Raw genomic sequence first — 18,831 nt, 5'->3', positions numbered from 1 at the left:
AGTTCAACAAGGAGAGAGACATGAATATCAAATCAGTGATCGGGGCGACCGCCCTGGCGCTTACGTCGGGCACCGCGATGGCGGCGGACGACGTAACACTGCAGCTTAAATGGGTCACGCAGTCTCAGTTTGCGGGCTATTATGTCGCGCTGGATCAAGGGTTCTATACCGAAGAAGACCTGAACGTTACAGTTCTGCCCGGCGGGCCGGATATTGCCCCAACACAGGTGATTGCCGGCGGCGGAGCCGATGTCATCGTGGAATGGATGCCAGCCGCACTGGCCGCGCGCGAAAAAGGTTTGCCTTTGGTCAATATTGCCCAGCCCTTCGCATCGTCGGGCATGATGCTGACTTGCTGGGGAGATGTTGGGATTGAAAGCCCGGAAGATCTGGCCAACCGCACGCTTGGCGTTTGGTTTTTTGGCAACGAGTTTCCCTTCATGAGCTGGATGTCAAAGCTGGGGATCGCAACGGATGGGGCAAGCGAAACCGGGGTGGAGGTTCTGAAACAGGGTTTCAACGTCGACCCGCTGTTGCAACGTCAGGCCGATTGCATCTCGACCATGACCTATAACGAATACTGGCAGGTGATCGACGCTGGCGTCGCTCCGGAAGAGCTGGTGACGTTCAAGTATGAAGATCAAGGCGTCGCGACCTTGGAAGACGGCCTTTATGTCATGGAAGAAAACCTAAGCGACGAAGCCTTCACCAACAAGATGGAGCGTTTCGTGCGCGCGTCGATGAAAGGCTGGAAATGGGCCGAAGAAAACCCCGCTGACGCGGCCATGATCGTTCTTGAGTATGACGAAACCGGCGCACAAACCGAAAACCATCAGGTGCGGATGATGGGCGAAATCGCCAAACTGACCGCAGGGTCAAATGGTGCGCTTGATGCCGCCGCTTACGAGCGGACGGTTGAGACACTTTTGGCTGGCGGCTCGGATCCTGTGATCACGGCAGAGCCTGAAGGCGCGTGGACCAGCGCGATCACTGATGCTGCTTTGAACTAAGCGACCAAACTGACCAAAAAAGAAACGGCGCGCTGAACTTAGCGCGCCGTTTTTCGTTTCCGTTATCGTCTGGTATATCCCGACGTTAGTTCGACGCCCCTGCCAGATACCCGCTCAGCTCTTGCTTCGCGTCGGCCACCATGCGGCCACTTGGCAACGGCAAATTTCCCTCGGCGGCAAGTTGGTCTGACATTTCTTCATAACGCTGCTGCCAGTTCTCGGGCAGTTCATGAGCGATACCCTGATGGCAATCGATGCAGGTCTTGCCATCGTCCAAAGCAACCTGGTGGTTGTCAGCTGCGCGGTTTTCCTGCTGCGTGAAATCCATGAAATCGAAGCTGTGGCAGTTCCGGCATTCTTTGGAATCCGTTGCTTTCATGCGGCGCCATTCGCGGGCTGCCATCTCAATACGGTGGTCTTCAAACTTTTCACGCGTCCAAATGGATTTGGTGATGAAGTGACCATAAAGTTCTTTTGAGGCCTGTATTTTGCGAACGATCTTCGGACCCCAGTCCTTGGGCACATGGCAGTCCGGGCAGGTCGCGCGAACACCAGAGCTGTTGTTTTGGTGAATCGTGCCCTGATATTCTGCAAACACGTTGTCTTCCATCTCGTGGCACGAGATGCAGAACTTTTCTTTGTTGGTCATCTCCAGCGCCCAGTTGAAGCCACCCCAAAAGATAACTCCTGCGGCAAAACCACCGATCAACAGCATTCCAAGCGAGGTTGCTCCGGCAGGCGTCCAGAACTTGCGCCACATTCGGCGGATGAATCCGGGGTTTGCGTCAGACATATCCCTTATCCTTTCCCATTTTCATCTGGCCTTAGTTCGAGGCTTCAAAAGTGTTTTCAACAAGTGCGGGCGCATCAGCCTGCGGTACGTGGCATTGGTTGCAGAACCAACGCGTTCCAGCAACGGTATCAAGCTGGTTGCCGTCGCGGTCCAGATAGTGGGTCATCGACAGCGTCGGAGCACGACGCTCGCCCGCCACGGTCCAGTCATGGCAAGACAGGCACCGGTTGGCCTTCAGGTCGATCTGATATTGATCGATCGAGTGCGGCACCAATGGCGGCTGCTGGCGATAGTTCCGCGCAAACCGGGTTTCTTTTTGGTGGAACACGTCCTCGACGGCGACCGGGTCTGAAACATCAGCGCCACGAAGCGTGCTGACTCCGCCCGCATTTTGCGCGAAGGCGATAGTGGCCAAAAGTGTCGGAGCGACGATGGCGCTGATCAAAAGGTTCTTTTTCATTTGGGCATCTCCCGTATTTATGTCTCAGGCCGCGCGACTGGCCTCGGGTTGACGGTGTTTGTTCCGGCGGATCGCGCGGGCTGGCGCGGGGGTCGTGTCGAACCGGGTGGTGAATTTGAAAACGTCGGGCGCGCAGACATCCACGCAGCGACCGCAATTGGTGCAGTCGGGCGACAGGATGATCGGCGTGTCCTCATCCGCGCCGCGAAGCGCGGGGGTGATCACGTGCATTTCGGGGCAAACCGCGAAGCAATCCATGCAGTCGTCGCATTCGGCACGTTTCACAGCGCTGACCCGCAGGATCGAGCGGGTGCCAAGCAAGCCATAAAAAGCGCCGACCGGGCACAGGTGGCCGCACCATCCGCGACGCGACACAACCAAATCGAACAGGAAGACGGCAAGCACAAAGGTCCAGGCAAAGCCCATGCCGAATATCAGGCCGCGATGCAGCATCGAAATCGGGTTCACAAACTCCCATGCGATCGTTCCGGTCAGGGCGGAAACGGCCAGCACCATGCCCAGCACCCAGTACCGGGTGTTGCGCTTGGGCTGCCAACCTTTGGCAAGCCCCAATCGATCATGCAGCCAATAGGCGGCATCGGTCACAGGGTTAATCGGGCAGACCCAGCTGCAATAGACGCGGCCTCCGATCAGCGCATAAGCGACGGCGACAATCACTGCGCCGGTGATGGCGGTCATTTCGGGCCAATGTTGCGCGACGATACCTTGCAGCAGCACGAACGGGTCGCTCAGCGGCAGGATGTCAAAGGTCAATGACCCGGCCAAGTTACCCTTCACCCACCAGATCCCGAACCACGGCCCCAACAGGAACAGGCCAAGGAAGGCAGCTTGGGTCAGGCGCCGCAGGATCAGGAAGCGATGGGCAAGCCACCAACCTTTGTCCTGAATGGCCTCTTGTCCGACGGGAAGGGCTGTTTTCTCGCTCATTGACCTGTGCCCCCTGTGCCGGGCAGCCCGAATGACGGGGTGAACCCTCCGTCCATCGACGGATCAGGCAGGCCTTCGGTTGGCAAGTAGCCTCCGGGTGCGGCAAGATTGTCAGTGCCCGGTCCGGGCAAGCGGTCTGGCAGGTCGATGATGTCATCCACCATCGGGTTGCGATCTTCCCAACCCAATTTGTAATGGTCTGCGGCTTCGGCCATGGCGACACGACGGGGAAGCACTTTGATGGCGCTTTCGCCCGGCAGTACGCAAGATTTCTCGCACTTGCCGCAACCGGTGCAGTGGTCCGAATGGACGACCGGCAAGAAAATGGCGTGGTGGCCCGAACGCTCATTATGACGGAGTTCCAACGTGATCGCTTTGTCGATCACCGGGCAGACGCGATAGCATACATCGCAGCGCAGGCCCAAGGCATTAAGGCAATGTTCCTCGTCGATCAGCACCGCAAGACCCATATCAGCGTCGTCGATATTGGTCAGCCCGTGGTCCAGCGCGCCCGTTGGGCAAGCCACGACACAGGGGATGTCATCACACATCTCGCACGGCACATCGCGGGCGGTGAAAAAGGGTGTGCCGGTTGCGGGGCCTTCCAGCCCCAGCTCGGCCAGTTTCAGGGTATCATAAGGACAGTCCCGGACGCAAAGACCGCAACGGATGCAGGCGGCCAGAAAATCACCCTCGGGCAGTGCCCCGGGAGGTCGGATGGCTTGCGCTGGAAGCGCGCGTGCATCTGTTGCGAGTTTGCTCAAGGCCATGCCCGCCACCGCGCATGCGCCCGCCGCCCGCGCTGCATCCTGAAGGAAGCGGCGGCGGTCAAGCGGCTTTGCGTTGCGTTTTGGGGCGGCGGACATGGTATTCTCTTTCGTCTGCTCTGCGCTTAGGCGCGTTCAACTTTGCAGGCACACTTCTTGAAGTCCGTTTCCTTGGAAATCGGGCAAGTTGCGTCCAGTGTCAGTTTGTTGGTCAACTGGCCTTCGTCGAACCACGGCATGAACACGACACCCTTAGGCATCTTGTTGCGCCCACGGGTTTCGACGCGCGACAGCACCTCGCCACGGCGCGTCGAGACCTGAATCTCTTGTCCACGCTTCAGACCACGATCCTTCGCATCATCCGGGTGCATGAACACCACTGCCGATGGGAACGAGCGGTGCAGTTCGGGCACGCGACGGGTCATAGACCCCGAATGCCAGTGCTCCAGCACGCGGCCAGTTACGAACCACAGGTTATATTCATCATCCGGCTCTTCAGCGGCGGGCTCATATGGGGCGAAAATGATGAAGGCTTTACCATCGGGCTTGCCGTAGAACTTCACGCCCTCACCCTCTTTCACATAGGGGTCATAGCCTTCGCGGAAGCGGTAGAGCGTTTCCTTGCCGTCCACCACGGGCCAGCGCAGACCACGGGCCTGATGATAGGTGTCGAAGTCCGCCAGATCGTGGGCATGGCCACGACCAAATTCGGCATACTCTTCGAACAGGCCTTTCTGAACATAGAAACCGAAGTCTTCGGACTCGTGGTTTTTGAACCCTTCGGCGATTTCGCTGTTCGGGTATTTGTTGACCTTGCCGTTCTCATAAAGAACTTCGAACAGGGTTTTTCCCTTAAGCTCTGGCATCGTATCCAGTAGCTCGGCGGGCCATACTTCGTCCGTGGTGAAGCGCTTCGAGAATTCCATGACCTGCCAGACATCTGACATCGCCTCGCCCGGTGCATCCACTTGCTGACGCCAGAACTGTGTGCGGCGTTCGGCGTTGCCGTAAGCCCCTTCCTTCTCGACCCACATTGCGGTGGGCAGGATCAGGTCGGCGGCCAGTGCGGTCACAGTCGGATAGGGATCGGACACGGTGATGAAGTTATCAGGGTTGCGATACCCCGGCAGACCTTCTTCGTTCATGTTGGGCGCAGCCTGCATGTTGTTGGTGCACTGCACCCAATGGCAGTTCAGATCGCCATCTTTCAGTTTGCGGTGCATCAGCACTGCGTGGAAGCCCGGCTTGGGTGGGATCGTACCCGCAGGAATGCCCCATGCAGTTTCGCAAATCTCGCGATGCGCGTCATTGGCCACAACCATGTCGGCGGGCAGACGGTGGGCAAATGTGCCAACCTCACGCGCGGTCCCGCACGCTGACGGCTGACCGGTAAGCGAGAACGGCGAGTTGCCGGGTTCCGAGATTTTTCCAACCAACAGGTGCACGTTATACATGAGCGAATTCACCCACGACCCGCGTGTGTGCTGGTTGAAGCCCATGGTCCACAGCGACATCACCTTGCGGTTCGGATCCGCATATTGCTGTGCCAAACGCTCAAGCGAGGCAACCGGCACACCTGACAGTTCCGAGACATACTCGGCGGTGTAAGGCGCAACGGCTTCTTTATATTCCTCAAACGTCATGTCGGACATCCCGCCATGCTTACCGTCATGAGCCGGGTTTGCAGCTGCTTGTTCCAACGCGTGCTCGGGCCGCAGACCATAACCGATATCGGTGTTGGTGCGTTTAAAGTGGGTGTTCTTCTCGACGAAGTCCCAGTTCACGGCATCATTTTCGATAATGTAGTTGGCGATGTAGTTCAGGATCGCGAGGTCGGTTTGTGGCGCAAAGATCATGCCATTGTCCGCCAGTTCGAACGAGCGGTGCTCAAACGTCGACAACACGTGCACTTCAGAGCCCGGCTTGGTCAGGCGGGTATCGGTCAGACGCGACCACAGGATCGGGTGCATCTCGGCCATGTTCGATCCCCAAAGGACGAACGTATCGGCGTGCTCAAGGTCGTCATAGCAGCCCATTGGCTCGTCGATGCCGAAGGTGCGGATGAAGCCTGCCACAGCAGACGCCATACAGTGGCGCGCATTGGGGTCGATATTGTTCGACCGGAAGCCAGCTTTCATCAGTTTTGCGGCGGCGTAACCTTCCCAAACCGTCCACTGCCCTGATCCGAACATGGAAACGGCGGTTGGGCCTTTTTCCTTGAGCGTGGCTTTCCATTTCTCGGCCATCACGTCGAAGGCTTCGTCCCAGCTGACGGGTTCAAACTCGCCGTTTTTGTCGTAAACGCCATTCGACTTGCGCAACAGCGGTGTGGTCAACCGGTCAGCGCCGTACATGATCTTGGACAGGAAATAGCCCTTGATGCAGTTCAGACCGCGGTTCACCGGAGCTTCCGGGTCGCCTTGGGTCGCCACAACGCGGCCGTCCTTGACGCCCACGAGAACCGAGCAGCCAGTGCCACAGAAACGACAGGCGGCCTTGTCCCAACGAATATCGGGGGACTTGGGTTGCGCAATCGCGCCATTAGGAAGGGTGATGCCGGCGGCCGAGGCGGTCGCGGCGGCGGCGCTGGCCTTCAAGAATGAGCGGCGGGATGAAGTCACGGACATGTTAGGTCTCCCGTTTATTAATGTTTGATTGACGAAGCGGCGGCGGCTTCTTCGCCGTCCAACTCTTCGAAATGGTGATACGTCAGGGTGATGGTCAAAACGCCGGGGATCTGGTGCATTGACATGATCTGGTCGGATGCTCGCATGTCCGGCGTGTCTTCGACGGTCACGACGATGCGACCGTTTTGATGTGCATGAACTTCGCCACCTTCGGTTGCGCCAATCGCAGATATGACCTGTTCGGTCATCTCTGGCATCGTGTGCACCAGGCAGCCGCAGATATTCATCATGTGCGAGCCTCCGTTTTTGATTTGGTTTTCTTGAAAGAGATGGCCCCCACGGGGCACGCCATCGAACATCCGCCGCAACCGTTGCAAAGGTCTTCGTCCAGAACAGGTTGCGCGCGGCCACCCGTTTGTAACTGGAACCCGATTGCACGTTGATCACAGTGATCTTCGCAAGTGCGGCAGTTTACACCATTCATTGACAGACAAGATGCTTCAACAGCGCCACGCCACAGCCATTCGTTGTCCGGGCTCAATGCGCCGAAATCGCAAGCGTCTGTGCAGGCGTGGCAAAAGGTGCAAGCACCAGCATTGAAGTCAAGGAAGGGACGTTCGCCCGCATCTTTGAAAATGATGCCTTCGGGGCAAGCATCAGCGCATTCCCCACATTGGGTGCAGGCGTCATAGAACTCTGCCTCTGACCCAGCACCGGGGGGCCGCTGGCGCGGAACCTCTTGAACTTTGCCTTTCAGAAAGGCGCGTCTGGTGGGCGTTGCAGACATAAGACTCGCTCGTTGCTTGGGTGTTTGGTCTCACAACACTTAGACCTGGTGCTCATGCGACCATTTGACCTAGATCAACATTTCTGGCGAATTCTCAGTTAGTTTCGCTTAACAAGAAAAATTTATATTTTTGAATGCGTTATGCTAAGAGCTTCGTAACTGACGGTAAATGCACACTTTATTCCGCCTAGTCATTTTGCCAGTCGCAGTTCAACTGAGAAATACTAAACAGTGAAACTTTTTTCCTCACGATGGGCAGTCGTGTCAGAAAGATGTTTCGCCCTGCCTGCGGTGGCTGCCAACCAGATGATATGACAGCGCCGGATAAAGCGCCCCTACCCGTCGACGCCACCCCTTTTTCCAGCGGGTGCATAGAACCTGCCTTCAAACCCGGACGTTTCTTTATCTGGTGGTGAAATCAGCTGAAGTCGTCCACCTGAATGCCGGGCGACCTTTTCGGCAATATACAACCCCAGACCAAACCCGTCTGCAGAGGTAGTTCCGCGTTGAAATCGTCTGGGCAACCGTTCAAGTTCCGCCGATGGAATATCGGGGCCTTCGTTTCTGACCCGAAACATCCCTTCGCGTGTCAACTCGACCTCAATCGGTGAGCCGGGCGGGGCATATTGAAACGCGTTGTCGATCAAGTTGCCGGTAATCATCGCAAATGCATCCGGGTCGACCTTGGCATATACGGGCTGTTCCGGCCGCAGGATCTGCAAGCGTTTGCTGCGGTCAGGCAGCCTGAGGTTATCGTCCAGAACCACGTCAAAAAGCTTCGAGAGGTCTTGCGCATCCTGCGAAAGACCAATCCCGGTTTCGGCACGCGCAAGCTGCAACAGTCGAGCGACCAGGCGGCTCATCCGTTTTAGCGCCTCTTCTGTCGTCGCAAGCCGTTGCTCTGCTTCGTTGTCCGCTTCGGCACGCATCCGTTGAACCTGCGCCAACGCGACAGCAACAGGCGTGCGCAACTCATGAGCGGCGTTTGTCGCAAAAGCGCGCTCGCCGTCCAACGCCTGTGACAGGCGGATCATGAACCCGTTCAACGTGGCGGTAATCGCGCGCAGTTCGGCAGGCTGACCACCGGCATCAATTGGATCAAGCCGTGCGTCGCTGCGCGCCTCGATTTCGCCGCGCAACTGATCCAGCGGCGCCAGAGCGCGCTTCCCAATCCACGCAACAGCCAGATAGGCCAAGGGCAGGATCGCAAGCATTGGAATCACCAAAGCTGTTAGGCTTTCGAAAAACGCCTTTGATCTTTCCTGTCGCAGATCGCCGACCTGAACGACAAAGCCCTCCCTATTCGGCGACGTGGTGAAAAACACATGACTTTCGGTCTTGGCATAGCCAGTCGATGTCGCCGCAGGAAAAGCGAATTCGGGCGGGACATGCGAAACCACGAGTGTCGTTCCTGAGCGATCAAGCAAGCGATAGACCAGTGCCTCTTCTGCAGGTTCCAGCTTGCCGTCTGGATCGAACCGCAATCTGCTTTCGAATTTGATCGGCAGCGTTCCACCATTCGCCAGACCGAGACGGTAGTCGCTGACAATGGCAGGTAAGTAAATTTGCGCAGTTTCCTGAACAATCTTGTTCGCAAGGGCTTGCTGCTCGTTGCGCAACACGACTGCTGTTGCCACCAATGCCAGTATCCAGATGGCTGCGAACCCCGCGATGATAAGGCGCGAAAGACGCCGTGACAGGCTGCCAGTTTGGCTCATCCTGTGCCCATCCTGTACCCAAAGCCGCGCACCGTTTCGATCACGCGCCGTCCCAACTTGGCGCGCAGGCGACTGACATGGGCTTCGATGGCATTGCTTTCCACTTCGCGACCAAACCCATACAGCGCTTCCTCGAACTCGGCTTTCGCGACGGTAATGCCGGGTCGTCGGCTGAGTCTGTCAAGGATCGCCCATTCCTTGGGCGTCAGGCTTACAAGCTGCCCGTCCAGATACACCGTCTTTGCCGAAGGCACGACGCAAATCGGACCAAATTTCCGTTGGGATGCCCTGCTGCTGTCTGCCCGGCGCAAAATCGCAGTTATGCGCGCCAGCATCTCGTCAAGATCGTAGGGTTTGACCAGATAATCGTCGGCGCCTGCTTCAAGGCCCTCTATTCGCTCCATTATCCGGTCTCGCGCTGTGGCGATCAAAACCGGAGTGCTGACTGACCTGTTGCGCAGATCGCGAACCAGCGCCAGACCATCGCCATCAGGCAGATGCAAATCCAGCAAAATAAGATCGTACTGGGCAACACGATTGGCCGCCTGTGCATCCTCCAAGGTCCGCGCAATATCGACGACATGGTTGGCCGCACGCAAGTGATCCGCGACCGCATCTGCCAGTCCCTGCTCATCTTCTACAACCAACAATCGCATTCGGATCCAGCCTATTTTTTTCCAATCCTAAAACATTCGTCAGCAATCGGTAAGGTGGTGATGCAATGACCCCACCTCCGGCACATTGGCCGGATGGCAAGTGTTGGGAAAGTCATGTCAATCAGCTCTATTTGGCTCGGGATCGGGTTTCTGGGTCAGTTGCTCTTCACATCCAGGTTTCTGGTGCAATGGATCGTCAGCGAGCGCCGGGGCGAAAGTGTTGTTCCGCTGGCCTTTTGGTGGTTCAGTCTGGCTGGTGGTCTGACACTGTTGTCCTATGCAATTTGGCGGCAGGATCCGGTGTTCATCCTTGGGCAAGCTACCGGTCTGTTTGTCTATGTGCGCAACCTCATCCTGATCAGGCGTCGCAAGGCCGAGGCCTCTTCATGAAGCCGCACGTCGCCGCGCGGTGGTCCCTGATTGCCTTCTTCCTGGTGGCGGTGGCAGGCACATTGCTGCGTCCGCTCACCCCAATTGACGAAACACGCTATGTGGCCGTCGCATGGGAGATGTGGCAAAGCGGCGATTATTTCGTGCCCACGAAAAACTACGGTATCTACACCCACAAACCCCCAATGTTGTTTTGGGCGATTAACCTGATTTGGGTCTTTACCGGGGTTTCAGAATTTGCCGCGCGCCTTGTCGGTCCGCTTTTCGCCGTGGTTGCGATCGCGTTGACTGGCCGCTTGGCGCGCAAACTGTGGCCAGATGATGCAGACATCGGCGCGCGCGCCATATTGGTACTGTCCAGCATGGTGATTTTCGCCATTTCAGGTGGACTGACCATGTTCGATGCTTTGTTGGCAACAGCGACGCTTGCAGGTTATCTGGCGTTGCTCAATGCCGCAGATACAGGCGAACGACGCTGGTGGGCGGCACTAGGGTGCGCGCTGGCAATGGGTGTTTTGGCCAAAGGGCCTGTGATTTTGGTACACCTCGGTCCTGCAATGCTGCTGGTGCCCGTCTGGGCGCGAACCCGTCGCGAAATGACATGGAAGGCAATGCTGACCGGCGTTGGGATCGCATTGACAGCAGCCCTTGGGGTCGTTGCGCTGTGGTTGGTGCCTGCCATCATAACCGGTGGCCCAGCCTACCGGGACGAGATCCTGTGGACACAAAGCGCGGGGCGGATCAGCAGTTCGTTTGCACATGCGCGCCCTTGGTGGTGGTTCGCAGCACTTCTGCCACTGTTTCTGTTTCCGTGGTGCTTGGTTCCAGCCGTCTGGAAAGCCGCAATAAAAGCCAAGTGGCGCGACGCCGGGTTGAGCTTGGCGGCGATCTGGGCGCTGTCCGCACTCGTGCTGTTCAGTCTCATCAGCGGCAAACAGGTGCATTATCTTGTGCCCGAACTTCCTGCGGTTGCCCTGATCGTGGCCAGGCTTCTGTCGCAGGGCCCCTCATTTCGGCTGACGTTTGCGAGTGTCCCCCTTCTGCTGGCCGCTGCTGCGGCCATCTTGGCCGGGGCTGGCTTTGTTGACCTTGGGAATGCCGCACCGCTTCTAGACCCGCCAACCAACTTGTTGGCTTGGGGCTTGTTCATGTTGGCCGTGTGCTGGATGGCTGTGCATCGGGGGGGCTTCCCCGGCGCTGTTATACTGACATTGGGTGCTGTGCTGTCGCTGAACGTCCTGATCAGCCTGAGCGCAGTCCATGGCGTTTTTGACACGAAGAAGATCGCAACCATTGTCGCCCCGCACCAAGTTGACGGCATTGCTTATGTCGGTCGCCAGTACAATGCCGAATTCAATTTCGCCGGTCGTTTAACAACGCCGGTCACCGAAATCATTGACCCCTCCGGCTTGCCGGCTTGGCAGGCAGAGCATCCGAATGGCGTCATCATTGGCCGACCCGATGAAGTTGGCCCGATGTGGCAACCCTATCGAAAAATCCTGTTCCGCAACACGCCGCACGCTATTTGGCGTGTCGCCGATGCCCCTAATCCGGAGGCCTCCTCATGACCCAAAGCACACCAGAAATCAGTGTCGTCATTCCGGCGCGCGACGAAGTCATCGCGATTGGCCCGCTTGTCGAAGAGGTCGGCCAGACCCTGCAGGACAAGGCATTTGAAGTCATCGTGATTGATGATGGATCTACCGATGGCACCCACCATGCGCTTGTGCGGCTGGCATCAGCGCATGACTGGCTAATCTGGCTACAGAACGAAAAAAGCGTTGGTCAGTCGGCCTCGATCCGGCGAGGTGTGCGCACTGCACGCGGCCAGATCATCGTGACGTTGGACGGTGACGGTCAGAACCCGGCCGACCAGATCCCGAAACTGCTGGCCCCGTTCGACGAGGGCGACACCGCGGCGCTGGGGCTGGTTCAGGGGCAACGCGTTGGGCGTCAGGATACGGCCGCGAAACGTTGGGCATCACGGGCAGCAAACGCAATCCGAGGCGCGCTGCTTCACGACGGCGTCCGGGATTCCGGTTGCGGCCTAAAGGCCTTCCGCCGTGAAGCTTATCTTGATTTGCCATGGTTCAACCACATCCATCGGTTCATGCCAGCGATGATGCTGCGCGAAGGGTGGGAGGTGCAGACCGTGTCCGTATCGCACAATCAGCGACAGGGTGGGCAATCGAAATACTCTAACCTGACCCGCGCTTTGGTCGGCATTCCCGACCTGCTGGGCGCCGCATGGCTGATCCGCCGCGCCGGGCCAAACGCCATCACGCGCGATCGCTGATAAGGTGTCGCCGGGACTTGGCCCGGGACCGCAAAGTTCAATCAAACGTCTCGTCTCCGGTCGGTTCAACATGCGCGGCCTTGTTCATGTGCTGCCTGAAACGCGCCAATTCCTGATACATCCGCCGCCGGGCCCGGCTTTGATTGCCTAAAGGGCGGTGCTCTGGCAGCGAATGCCACGGGTTGATCCGTAGGTTCCGGGCAAAGGCCATCTGGGCAGGCGTGTCGAAATCCTGCATAGGGATATGAATACGAGCGACCGGAATCCAAGGCGACAGATCTTCCGGCCAAAGGACCGACGCATCCTCGATCGGCATAAGGTGGGGATCGGTCTGGATTTGCACCACCATATCGAATTCGACCGGTTTCTGCCGCAGCGTCTTTGCCATGTTGTCACGCAAGTAATTGGGCGGCACGCGGCCAAAGGGCACGCCGGGAATGTCCATCGGTACATCCGTGCGCGGCACATAGGAATAAAGCATCGCCTGCCCCTGCCCCATCAGATAAGGCACGCAGCTGTAATACCTGTGCCCGAGGGGGTTATACTGCGTCTCGTTCCACAGACCCTGCATCAACATATCAAGAAAATGACTGTCCAACGGGTTCAGGAAATACCAAAGCGGTTCGTCGATTGTGCTCCAATACTGCAGTTTGGAATTTTCGCGTGCATCCGGCGTGACAAATGTGGGGGTCACGACGGCTGGCCAGTCTTGGGTGAACTTCTCTTCGTCCATCAACTTTGGGCCGGGCACGTCCATCAGCTTCACCGACATTGAGCCGAACCCCACATCGCGAATATCCTCGGGCACGTCCGGCCCGGGGCCGGCAAAGCGAATATAGGCAGGGTAGTCTCGCTGGGTCGCGAATACGCCGTGGCGCAGAGTGTCGGGCAGGTCAGGCAGTACCGTGAAAGTGGCACGGACCAAACCATGCGTCTTGGTGTTGCCGCCGCGCTCATAGGCGCCTGGTTGGAAATGCAGGTTCATCTGCTCGCGCATCTCGTCGATGATGGTTTGCAGCGCCTGTTCTTCCCAGTCGAAAATCTTTTCCTCGGCCAGCGCCAGCCCAAGATCTTCGCGCTTGCGGTTCTTCATCCGTTGAATCCACTTCGCCAGTGGCGCGCGGACCCATGCATTCAGTCGTCTGCGAAAGAACGGCTCCAACCGCCGTTCTATTTGCAGACCAACCTGCGTTGCGCGGTGGATAAGGCGACGAATTGGGACCAGGATTTTTCGCATTCAGACCTCCTGCTTGCCGTGATGGGCGATGAACCGAAGGGCGCGCAGTCCCGGCAGGAAGAAGTAGCCCCCGCCCCTGACCGTCACAAAGCTGGGCAGGTGAGCAATGTGCTCTCCCACCCCGTCTGCGGTCTGGATCGTGAACCCGTCGCTGGCCACCCCGCAAAACGGTGCCCGGCCACCCAGCAGCGGGTCGGCTTCCCCCGTCAATCCGTTGAACGTGGGCGAGGCGATCCACGCGTTCTGTACAAACTCGAACTGTCGGACGATATCGGCGCACAGGCAGATGAACAGCAGACCCTGATCGACGGATTGCCCCCCTTTCTGGCTCGCCATTTTCGACTTCAGTTTCGGCCCATAGACCCGCCCCCGCCGCACCAGCCGGTGAAACCGGGTCGAGGCCACCAGATCGTGCCGCCCCGGCAATTTGTCACGTCGCCGACGAAACCCGAGCGTGCTGAGTAACCAGCCAATGCGCCCTTCAATTTGGTAGGGGTGATCGCCCGTGCGCGGGTTGGCCCGTCGGATATGCGCGCCCAGGGGACAGCGCACGCCGTCAACGTCATCCTCATAGGTAAAGTCATTGCTGCGCGGCGACCCTTCGATATCGCGCCGACCGTGGATCAGTGGCGTGCCATCCTGCGTGCGCCCGACCATCTTTGCCGCCAGCCAGTCCCGGCGATCAGGATCCCCTTTGGCTGCCTTGTCAATGAATGCCCAGAACCCCGGCACATCCTGCGCCAATTGCCGAAACACCAGATAACTGCCATTGCGCCCAAGATCACGGCGCGCGGCATTGCCGGACGCCTCGGCCAGTATCGCGCTGCCCGGCACATCACCGTCAACCTTGGGAGAGGACGAGCGAGCGTTGTATTCGTTGCGCAGCCCCAGCACGACCTCGCCGGGTGAAATCAGGTTGCTGAAATCCTCGCGCCCGTGTTTCGACGGCGGGTGCGCATTCTGCCAGTCGATCTTCGGCTCTGATATGCCGTCCCGGAACCCGAACGGCTCGGTCCCATCATTTGTGCGAGTGGGAAAGCTGCGCGCCTGCGTGAAGGCTGCATCGAATGTTGGGGTCAGCACCTTGTCTTTCCATGCTGCCAACCCACCCTTGCGGGCGTAAAGCATGATCAGAACATGGGCATCCCCTGCATCCCAGTCCCATTCAGACGGCGCGTTCTGCCCGGTATCGCCCAACCGCCGCGACCGGCTGTCTTCACTGCTCATGCCGGACAGGAAGGGCTGGGCGAAGCCCGTGCTCATGCCTTCTTCCACCCCCATCGCCCGCAGACCTACCGCGGTAAACGCCACTTGCAGGGCAGCCGAAGGCGGCGCATCCAGCCTCTCAGCCGACGTCACCGGAGCCTGATCCAGCCAGTCGCCCGCGGCCTTCGGATCGCGAATGGAGCACAGGATGAACTCTGCCTCGGACAACGCGCCATGGCCGAACCGGACCAATGCCTGCATATCGTCGAACTCGACCGGATCATTGGGTATGTTGGGTGTGCGGCTCATATTTTTGACAACCAGTTGCGCATGGCCCTTGCCCCATTGGGTCGTTTTTCAAGCCCTTTGCGGATTTCACTATGTCGCGCCAGATCGCGCGCAGTCAGGCCGGGATAGGCTTTGTACCAGACCTGCGTCGGCAGTTGCCGATTACGCAGATAGCGTTTGAACTTCGCCTCTTGCTCGGCCCCGCCTTTGATCAGGAAACGCGTTGACGGATACCCGACGCCGTTGGAGAAGACGAGGTTCAAGCCCCACGCCACCTTGTTCACGAAATCATCCATATAGCTTTCCAGCGCCCCGTCGTAATTGCTGCAAAACATCACGCGGCGCTTGTCATCGACAAAGACCCATCGCGCGAAATGGATGGTCTGCACGCGGGTCAGATATCCCCGGCCATAGATATTGCGGGCCGCGTAATTCAATAAAAACAGCGCGACAGTTGTGACCCAGCGCCGAAACCATCCCGGCTTTACATCACCGAAGGCCGAAAACGGGTTGGTCACGTCGTGATCCTCGTATCGCCCCAAATCGACGATCCTTTCGTCGTCCGGGCGCGGTAGGACCTCGGGGTCCGACCGTTCGGCCAGACGCAGGCGCAAAAGAAAGAGCGGCAACAGAAGTACCAACAGCGGCGACAAGAACAAAATCAGCAACGGCACGCTGATCAGATCGAACCAACGGGCGATCCTTTCGCGCCACGATGGTTTCGTAGGTGCGGTCAGGTGCAGTAGCCCGCTGGCTTTTTGACGCTCGACGAATTCGGCCAGATGCTGGTGCAAGCCAAACACATCCGCCGACCCCTGTGCTGAAACCACCGTCGCGAGCTCGTCATGCAGCACAGCAGCCAGCGCGGCTTCTTCCCGGATCTGCGATACCGTACGCCCCCGTACGTTTACGTAATTGGCGGATTCTTTGACATTGTGATCCTCCATCCAGCGCAGGATATCCGTGCCGTCATGCACACCCTCGCAATGACTGAATATCTCGACCAGCCCATCGGCGCTGCGATTGACAAGCTCGCGCAAGAACACTTGCCGATGCCCGTCCACATCACCCAGAAAGGCAAGTTGCAGCGGATAAGGGCGCGGGGATTGACCATAGGCTTCCACGTCGCGCCATGTGTTCGCCTGCACCAAAAAGAACCGGGCCACATGCAGATGATCGAATTTGCCAAATGGCACCACTGTGTTCTCTGGATCGGCGAAACCCGGTTTCAAGGTCATACTTTCCAACAGGGACACAAGGCTTTCCGCCCGGCCTTCGGCGACCGGCGCAAGAATGAAAAATGTGTCCTGCTGTGTCATGGGCGCACTCAGGCCTCGGCGTTGAATTCAAGCGCGAAGTCGATCAAACGCGTGTCATCCCAATAGACCTTGCCCAGATACATCCCCGGCCCGATCTGACGAATTTCGTCACGGATCCACTGAGCAACAATTGATGTGTCGGAGTAATCAAGGACGATGCACTCCTTGCCGTCCAGCCAGCTATTGTCTGTATAGACTTTGGCCAGAATAGCATTGAGACCAAACGGAAGGATCTGGTTTTTCAACACCCGCTTTTCGCTGTCAAAGACCTTCCCTTGCCAAGCAAAACCGTTAATAAAGCGTGCAATCAGGGGGGTAAATCGCGTGCCGGGTGCGATGATCGCCGTGCCCTCTGCCTCACCATCCGGGATAGCGCCTGCCGAAACGCTTGAAAACAGCTCGTCCAGCGCGTCCTGCTCCATATCCATCAAGGTGTCGATATCATGTGCCATAGTGCATTTCCTCACGTTGTGGGTGGGATTGCGCATCCTCCAGCAGCATGTCGGCGGCCTTTTCGCCAATCATGTAAACGGCGGATGCAATGAAAAATCCAGGGATGCGCGGAAAGACCGACGCATCCGCGATCCGCAGCCCTTTTGTGCCGTGAACCCGCAAGCGGCTGTCCAGAACGCCGCCCTGATCCGCCGATCCGATCGGACAGGAGCAAGACGCATGATGGCCCCAGCAATTGTCGCGCACGAACTGCGCGATCTCGGCGTCACTCTGAACATCAGGACCGGGGATTTCCTCGGCGGCGATACGGCCTGCGGCGTGCAAAGGCTCACACAGCTTGCGCACAAACTTGACGCCCTCCACCACGGCGGACAGGTCTTCCTTGCCGCCGTCTTCGAAGTAGTTGAAATCAATGACCGGCATGTCGCGCGGATCAGGTGAGGCAAGCGTCACGCGGCCCGCGCGATTGGAGGTGTGTGCTTTCAGCACTGCCCAACTCAGGTGGTTTCGGCACTGCGCCAGATCGGCGGCATAGCCGGGGTAATACCCGTTGAACTTGCCCAAAAGCGCCATGCAGAAAAGATCAGGCAACGGTTGCGCGTCCGATGACTTGCGGATCACCGCCATTGCCGCGCCGTTGGTCGCGTAAAGGCCGTCACCGCGTGCTTTCCAAGTTTGCCAAAGCGGGTCGTCTTTTTCGTAGCGGCACCGGCTCATACTTTCCCAGCTGTCGAAGTCCATGCGGTTGACCACCGCCACTTCGTACCGGTCCTGCAGCGACCGCCCGACACCGGGCAACGCAACTTTTGGGGGGATACCGTGGGGGGTCAACGCCTGCGGGTCGCCAATGCCCGACAACATCAATAGCTGCGGCGTATTGAAAGCCCCGCCCGCCAGAATGACCTCACGCGCGGCAAACGCCTGCCGGACATCACCCGGCGCTTTGCTGGGCTTGGCATGGGCACGATACAGCCGCGCGCCTTTAAGGTATTCGACACCGATGGCTCGGTTGTCGTCATCCAGAAGCACCTTGGCCGCCAAAGCATCCAGCTCTATTTTCAATCTGTCTGGGTAACGCTGCGCCACCTCCAACACGCGTTCCCGCGTGCCGACCCGCACGCCATTGCGCGTGGTCAGCGGCGTATAGACCATGCCCACCGCATCATCGTCGATCCGGTCCCGGTCATTGGGATCCGCCGCGCTGTTGGCCAGCCAGCGCAAACGTTTCAGGAAATCATTTGGCGAGGCCCAGCTTTCGCGCAGCGATTTACGGACCATTTCCATGATGTCGTCATCCCGCATGGCCGCACGCGGGATTGCTTTCTCGGTGGACAGCCAGCCGTCAAATCCATGGCCGGTGCGATCAATGCCGAACGTGCTCAACGCGCGCTGCACGGGACGGTGGCGGCAATTCTCAAGCTTTTGAAATACCTTGTGCATAGCTTCAGGTGACCAGCTGTCATCACCGGTCAAATCTGCGATGCGCTGCCAGTCAGAATGGTGAGGATAGACAAAGATCATCGCGTTGTGGGCCGTGCACCCGCCCAGCGTGCCCGCACGTGGATAGAGAACGCCGGCAGGTCCGGCCTTGGGGTCGCGCGCCTGCGCCGTCTTGTCGGCGTAGTGGCCAACCATGAAATCCCACCGCATCGCCGCGTTCTCGGTTGCGAAGGGATGGAAGGCTGGCACGTCATAGTCATCTGGCAGACGGTTTGACGCCTCGTCCATCTCGCGCACACCGCCGTTCAGCGACCGGGGATCCCCGCCCGCTTCCAAAAGCAGCACACGCATTCCATTCTCGGCCAGCCGTGCAGCCAGAGTGCCTCCGCCAGCCCCGGAGCCGACGACGATATAGTCATGTTCAGCCTCCACTGTA

18 protein-coding genes are annotated in these 18,831 nt (G+C 58.4%); 4 read left to right on the top strand and 14 right to left on the bottom strand.

Going from position 1 to position 18,831, the window contains the following annotated elements; genetic code table 11:
* Window positions 1-20 precede the first annotated feature (20 nt).
* Window positions 21-1,010 (top strand): ABC transporter substrate-binding protein, encoded by a 990-nt coding sequence (locus tag K3556_RS04540; protein WP_409557766.1) that lies wholly within the window; start codon window positions 21-23, stop codon window positions 1,008-1,010.
* An 85-nt stretch (window positions 1,011-1,095) separates the two neighbouring features.
* On the opposite strand, the gene K3556_RS04535 is transcribed toward K3556_RS04540, so the two are convergent.
* From K3556_RS04535 to K3556_RS04495, 9 genes are all read right to left on the bottom strand, one after another.
* Complete coding sequence (locus K3556_RS04535) at window positions 1,096-1,803, bottom strand: NapC/NirT family cytochrome c (protein WP_260518545.1); 708 nt, start codon at window positions 1,801-1,803, stop codon at window positions 1,096-1,098.
* A 31-nt stretch (window positions 1,804-1,834) separates the two neighbouring features.
* Window positions 1,835-2,263: a nitrate reductase cytochrome c-type subunit gene (locus K3556_RS04530; RefSeq protein ID WP_260518544.1), complete on the bottom strand. Its 429-nt coding sequence runs from the start codon at window positions 2,261-2,263 to the stop codon at window positions 1,835-1,837.
* Between the two features lie 24 nt (window positions 2,264-2,287).
* Window positions 2,288-3,211 carry a quinol dehydrogenase ferredoxin subunit NapH gene (gene napH / locus K3556_RS04525; protein WP_260518543.1) on the bottom strand — a complete coding sequence of 308 codons (924 nt, stop codon included), beginning with the start codon at window positions 3,209-3,211 and terminating at the stop codon, window positions 2,288-2,290.
* Window positions 3,208-4,077, bottom strand: a complete 870-nt coding sequence (napG, locus tag K3556_RS04520; protein WP_260518542.1) for a ferredoxin-type protein NapG — start codon at window positions 4,075-4,077, stop codon at window positions 3,208-3,210. Before napG ends, napH begins: the two co-directional genes overlap by 4 nt.
* Before the next feature lie 26 nt (window positions 4,078-4,103).
* Complete coding sequence (napA, locus tag K3556_RS04515; protein ID WP_260518541.1) at window positions 4,104-6,605, bottom strand: nitrate reductase catalytic subunit NapA; 2,502 nt, start codon at window positions 6,603-6,605, stop codon at window positions 4,104-4,106.
* 17 nt (window positions 6,606-6,622) lie between these two features.
* Complete coding sequence (locus K3556_RS04510) at window positions 6,623-6,895, bottom strand: chaperone NapD (RefSeq protein WP_260518540.1); 273 nt, start codon at window positions 6,893-6,895, stop codon at window positions 6,623-6,625.
* Window positions 6,892-7,392: a ferredoxin-type protein NapF gene (gene napF / locus K3556_RS04505; RefSeq protein WP_260518539.1), complete on the bottom strand. Its 501-nt coding sequence runs from the start codon at window positions 7,390-7,392 to the stop codon at window positions 6,892-6,894. The genes K3556_RS04510 and napF overlap by 4 nt, the downstream gene beginning before the upstream one ends.
* Window positions 7,393-7,727: 335 nt before the next feature.
* On the bottom strand, window positions 7,728-9,110 hold the full coding sequence (locus K3556_RS04500) for a sensor histidine kinase (RefSeq protein ID WP_260518538.1): 1,383 nt from the start codon (window positions 9,108-9,110) through the stop codon (window positions 7,728-7,730).
* Window positions 9,107-9,766 carry a response regulator transcription factor gene (locus K3556_RS04495; RefSeq protein ID WP_260518537.1) on the bottom strand — a complete coding sequence of 220 codons (660 nt, stop codon included), beginning with the start codon at window positions 9,764-9,766 and terminating at the stop codon, window positions 9,107-9,109. The genes K3556_RS04500 and K3556_RS04495 overlap by 4 nt, the downstream gene beginning before the upstream one ends.
* Window positions 9,767-9,880: 114 nt before the next feature.
* On the opposite strand from K3556_RS04495, the gene K3556_RS04490 reads away from it, so the two are divergent.
* From K3556_RS04490 to K3556_RS04480, 3 genes are read left to right on the top strand one after another with little or no spacing between them, the layout of a single operon-like run.
* Window positions 9,881-10,156, top strand: coding sequence for a lipid-A-disaccharide synthase N-terminal domain-containing protein (locus K3556_RS04490; RefSeq protein WP_260518536.1), 276 nt, complete (start codon window positions 9,881-9,883; stop codon window positions 10,154-10,156).
* Window positions 10,153-11,724 (top strand): ArnT family glycosyltransferase, encoded by a 1,572-nt coding sequence (locus tag K3556_RS04485; protein ID WP_260518535.1) that lies wholly within the window; start codon window positions 10,153-10,155, stop codon window positions 11,722-11,724. The genes K3556_RS04490 and K3556_RS04485 overlap by 4 nt, the downstream gene beginning before the upstream one ends.
* Complete coding sequence (locus tag K3556_RS04480; RefSeq protein ID WP_260518534.1) at window positions 11,721-12,452, top strand: glycosyltransferase family 2 protein; 732 nt, start codon at window positions 11,721-11,723, stop codon at window positions 12,450-12,452. Before K3556_RS04485 ends, K3556_RS04480 begins: the two co-directional genes overlap by 4 nt.
* A gap of 37 nt (window positions 12,453-12,489) precedes the next feature.
* Here K3556_RS04480 and K3556_RS04475 read toward each other — a convergent pair whose 3' ends face one another.
* Genes K3556_RS04475 through K3556_RS04455 form a run of 5 tightly spaced genes read right to left on the bottom strand, consistent with a single transcriptional unit; the run spans window position 12,490 to window position 18,827 of the window.
* A complete protein-coding gene (locus K3556_RS04475) occupies window positions 12,490-13,689 on the bottom strand; it encodes a catalase family protein (RefSeq protein WP_260518533.1) in 1,200 nt (399 codons plus the stop codon).
* Window positions 13,690-15,204 carry a Dyp-type peroxidase gene (locus K3556_RS04470; protein WP_260518532.1) on the bottom strand — a complete coding sequence of 505 codons (1,515 nt, stop codon included), beginning with the start codon at window positions 15,202-15,204 and terminating at the stop codon, window positions 13,690-13,692.
* On the bottom strand, window positions 15,201-16,502 hold the full coding sequence (locus K3556_RS04465; RefSeq protein ID WP_260518531.1) for a hypothetical protein: 1,302 nt from the start codon (window positions 16,500-16,502) through the stop codon (window positions 15,201-15,203). The genes K3556_RS04470 and K3556_RS04465 overlap by 4 nt, the downstream gene beginning before the upstream one ends.
* An 8-nt stretch (window positions 16,503-16,510) precedes the next feature.
* Window positions 16,511-16,954 (bottom strand): hypothetical protein, encoded by a 444-nt coding sequence (locus K3556_RS04460; RefSeq protein WP_260518530.1) that lies wholly within the window; start codon window positions 16,952-16,954, stop codon window positions 16,511-16,513.
* On the bottom strand, window positions 16,944-18,827 hold the full coding sequence (locus K3556_RS04455; RefSeq protein ID WP_260518529.1) for a GMC family oxidoreductase: 1,884 nt from the start codon (window positions 18,825-18,827) through the stop codon (window positions 16,944-16,946). Before K3556_RS04455 ends, K3556_RS04460 begins: the two co-directional genes overlap by 11 nt.
* Between the last annotated feature and the right edge of the window lie 4 nt (window positions 18,828-18,831).

The organism is Aliiroseovarius sp. M344 (assembly GCF_025140835.1).
GTDB lineage: Bacteria > Pseudomonadota > Alphaproteobacteria > Rhodobacterales > Rhodobacteraceae > Aliiroseovarius.
The sequence above is the reverse complement of the archived record's forward strand: the minus strand, read 5'-3'. Positions and strand labels throughout refer to the sequence as shown.